We start from the raw sequence: 3,075 nt of genomic DNA on the forward strand, positions 1-3,075 counted from the left end.
CGAGCGTCGACTTGCCCGAGCCGTTGGGGCCCATGATCGCGTGAGTCTCACCGGTGTTCATGGTGAGGGTGATTCCATTGAGGATCGGGGTGGTCCCCGCCTCGGTCTCGACCGTCACGTGCAGGTCGCGGATTTCGAGAACAGACATTCAGACTTCCTTCGTCACAGTCGGGTCGATGAGCACGTCGTCGCCGTCGATCTCGACGACGTAGACCGGAACGGGCTCATAAGCGGGGAGATTCTGGGGCTTGCCGGTGAGCAGCGAGAATGCGGACCCGTGGGCCCAGCACTCGACGGTGTCACCTTCGACGAAGCCCTCGGAGAGCGAGATGTCGCCGTGGGTGCAGGTGTCGCCGATCGCGTGGATGACGCCCTCGGAGTCCTTGATCACGGTGATCGGGATGCCGTTCGGCTCGACGCGGATCGGCATGTCCTGCTCGAGTTCCTCGACGCCGCAGACGCGCTCAGCGCTCATGCGTTCACCTCGGCGAGCTCCGTCTCGATCGCGTCGAGCAGCTCGGCCTCCAGCGCAGGGATTCCCAGTCGCTGGACGATGTCGGTGAGGAAGCCGAGCACGACGAGTCGGCGAGCTTCTTCTTCGGAGATGCCGCGAGCCTGCAGGTAGAACAGCTGCTCGTCGTCGAAGCGACCGGTGGCGCTGGCGTGACCTGCGCCCAGGATGTCGCCGGTCTCGATCTCGAGGTTCGGGATCGAGTCGGCGCGCGCGCCCTCGGTCAGCACCAGGTTACGGTTCGCCTCGTACGAGTCGGTGCCCGTCGCGTCTGCACCGATCAGCACGTCGCCGATCCAGACGCTGTGCGCGCCCTCGCCCTGGAGCGCACCCTTGTAGAGCACGTCGCCCTTGGTGTGGGCGCCCTTGTGGTGCAGGTAGACCTGGCTCTCGAGGTGCTGGCCGGCATCGGCGTACGAGAGACCGTAGAGGTAGCCTTCGGATCCGGCGCCCGCGAGCTCGACGCTCGGGTTCACTCGCACGACGCCGCCGCCGAAGCTGATGACGAAATGCTTGAGGGTGGCATCGGCATCGACCCGTGCCTGGTGCGCAGAGGTGTGCACTGCCTCGTCCTGCCACTGCTGCAGGCTGATGACGGTGAGCCTCGCCCCGTCGCGCACGATGATCTCGACGTTCTGCGAGTACTGCGCGGCTCCCGTGTGCTGGAGCACGACGGTGGCCGAGCTGTGCTCGAGCGCCTCGATCACGATGTGGGCGTCTGCGCGCAGTTCCGCGCCGAGGCCGTCGATCGAGACGAGGATCGCCTCGGAGACCTCTTCTTCACGAGGGATGCGGATGTGCAGCCCCTCGACAGCGCCCTGCCACGCGACCGCCGCGGTGATGTCCTCGGCGAGGAAGACCTCGCCGCGCGGCGCATCTCCTGCGGCGAGCGGTGCGGCGACGTACTGCTCACCGGCGCCGAACGTGTAGCTCACGCCCTCGGCAGAGCCCGACACCTCGAAGAGTGCGGAGATCTTCGCGACCGGGGTGTGCTTCCAGTTGACCTCACGGCCGGTCGGCGCGCCGAAGTCGGCGGGTTCGAACGAGTGGGGGCGTTCCGAGCGGGTCTGCACCGGAACGAATCCGGCGTCGGCGACCTGTGCGGCCGGGTCGACGTGCGCGCTCGAATAGTGCGACGCCGTCGGCGTCGTCGTCTGGGACGTCATCTCAGCCGACCGATCCTTCCATGCCCATTTCGATGAGCTTGTTCAATTCCATCGCGTACTCCATGGGCAGCTCGCGTGCGATCGGCTCGATGAAGCCGCGCACGATCATCGCCATCGCCTCGTCCTCCGGCATGCCGCGGGACTGCAGATAGAAGAGCTGCTCCTCACTGACCTTCGAGACCGTGGCCTCGTGTCCGAGCTGCACGTCGTCGACACGGATGTCGATCGCCGGGTAGGTGTCGGAGCGGGACTTCGTGTCGACCAGCAGCGCGTCGCAGCGCACCGTGTTGGCGGAGTGGTGCGCGTTGGCGTCCACTCGGACTTCACCGCGGTATCCCGCGCGTCCACCGCCGCGGGCGATCGACTTCGAGACGATCGACGACTGCGTGTACGGAGCCATGTGGATCATCTTCGCGCCGGCGTCCTGATGCTGGCCGGGGCCTGCGAAGGCGACCGAGAGCGTCTCGCCCTTGGCGTGCTCGCCCATCAGGTAGATCGACGGGTACTTCATCGTCACCTTGGAGCCGATGTTGCCGTCGACCCACTCCATCGTCGCTCCCTCGTGCGCGACCGCACGCTTGGTGACGAGGTTGTAGACGTTGTTCGACCAGTTCTGGATCGTCGTGTACCGAACGCGGGCGTTCTTCTTCACGATGATCTCGACGACGGCCGAGTGCAGCGAGTCGGACTTGTAGATCGGAGCCGTGCATCCCTCGATGTAGTGCACGTAGCTGTCTTCGTCGGCGATGATCAGGGTGCGCTCGAACTGACCCATGTTCTCGGTGTTGATTCGGAAGTACGCCTGCAGAGGGATCTCGACGTGCACGCCCTTGGGGACGTAGACGAACGAACCGCCCGACCAGACCGCCGTGTTCAGCGCGGCGAACTTGTTGTCGCCGGCCGGGATCACGGTGCCGAAGTACTCCTCGAAGAACTCGGGGTGCTCACGGAGCGCGGTGTCGGTGTCCATGAAGATGACACCCTGCTGCTCGAGGTCCTCGCGGATCTGGTGGTAGACGACCTCGGACTCGTACTGAGCCGCGACGCCGGCCACGAGGCGCTGACGCTCGGCCTCGGGGATGCCGAGGCGTTCGTAGGTCTCGCGGATCTCCGCAGGCAGGTCCTCCCAGGACTGCGCCTGCTTCTCCGTCGAGCGCACGAAGTATTTGATGTTGTCGAAGTCGATGTCGCTGAGGTCTGCACCCCAGGTCGGCATCGGCTTGCGACCGAAGAGCTGGTAGCCCTTGAGACGGGTCTTCAGCATCCATTCGGGCTCGTGCTTGAGAGCCGAGATCCCGCGGACCACCTCTTCGGAGATACCGCGCTTGGCGATGGCTCCGGCGGCGTCTTCGTCATGCCATCCGTATTCGTAGACTCACAGGCCGTCACGCCCCGGCG

3 protein-coding genes and 1 pseudogene are annotated in these 3,075 nt (G+C 65.5%); all 4 read right to left on the reverse strand.

Features of this window, described 5'->3' with window-relative positions:
• A partial coding sequence (locus J7E68_RS19490; RefSeq protein ID WP_251048509.1) for an ATP-binding cassette domain-containing protein occupies positions 1–148 on the reverse strand: 148 nt, incomplete at its 3' end.
• The gene (locus J7E68_RS01330; RefSeq protein ID WP_215169150.1) at positions 149–475 is read right to left on the reverse strand and encodes a non-heme iron oxygenase ferredoxin subunit; all 327 of its coding nucleotides are present in this window, start codon (positions 473–475) and stop codon (positions 149–151) included.
• Positions 472–1,677 (reverse strand): Fe-S cluster assembly protein SufD, encoded by a 1,206-nt coding sequence (gene sufD, locus J7E68_RS01335; RefSeq protein ID WP_215169152.1) that lies wholly within the window; start codon positions 1,675–1,677, stop codon positions 472–474. Before sufD ends, J7E68_RS01330 begins: the two co-directional genes overlap by 4 nt.
• 1 nt (position 1,678) lies before the next feature.
• Positions 1,679–3,049, reverse strand: a pseudogene (gene sufB / locus J7E68_RS01340) (Fe-S cluster assembly protein SufB); the annotation flags it as partial.
• Positions 3,050–3,075 lie beyond the last annotated feature (26 nt).

Origin of the sequence: Microbacterium sp. ISL-103, assembly GCF_018613995.1 — a bacterium.
In the GTDB taxonomy this organism is placed as follows: Bacteria; Actinomycetota; Actinomycetes; order Actinomycetales; family Microbacteriaceae; genus Microbacterium.

Excerpts from the sequence above, each read along its gene's own strand:
- J7E68_RS01330 (WP_215169150.1), bottom strand. The coding sequence starts at position 475 with ATGAGCGCTGAGCGCGTCTGCGGCGTCGAGGAACTCGAGCAGGACATG.
- sufD (WP_215169152.1), bottom strand. The coding sequence starts at position 1,677 with ATGACGTCCCAGACGACGACGCCGACGGCGTCGCACTATTCGAGCGCG.